The organism is Vibrio sp. 10N.222.52.B7 (genome assembly GCF_041474275.1).
Lineage (GTDB): Bacteria > Pseudomonadota > Gammaproteobacteria > Enterobacterales > Vibrionaceae > Vibrio > Vibrio crassostreae_C.
On the sequence record NZ_JBFRTU010000439.1, the window covers coordinates 1 to 249 of the forward strand.

The following is a 249-nucleotide window of genomic DNA, read 5'->3' on the forward strand; positions in this document are numbered from 1 at the left end:
GTTGGTACAGCTCACGATGTTCTTCTTGCATAACATGAAGCATGCTTGTTCCCATATCTAAAACAACCCATTCACCTTCTTGCTGCCCGTCCATGCCTAGTGGTTGCATACCAGCTTTACGCACTTCATCGGCAACATGTTGTGCGATAGAGGCAACATGGCGCTTAGAGGTGCCAGTACAAACAATCATGTAATCAGTAACACTTGATTTGCCTTCTACATCGATAGTCACAATCGATTCTGCTTTCA

At 44.6% G+C, this 249-nt stretch carries 1 protein-coding gene; it reads right to left on the reverse strand.

The window, feature by feature from the left end; genetic code table 11:
* Nucleotides 1-249 (reverse strand): ribosome silencing factor (gene rsfS, locus AB4512_RS23590; RefSeq protein WP_372175945.1); only part of this gene is annotated, 249 nt, incomplete at both ends.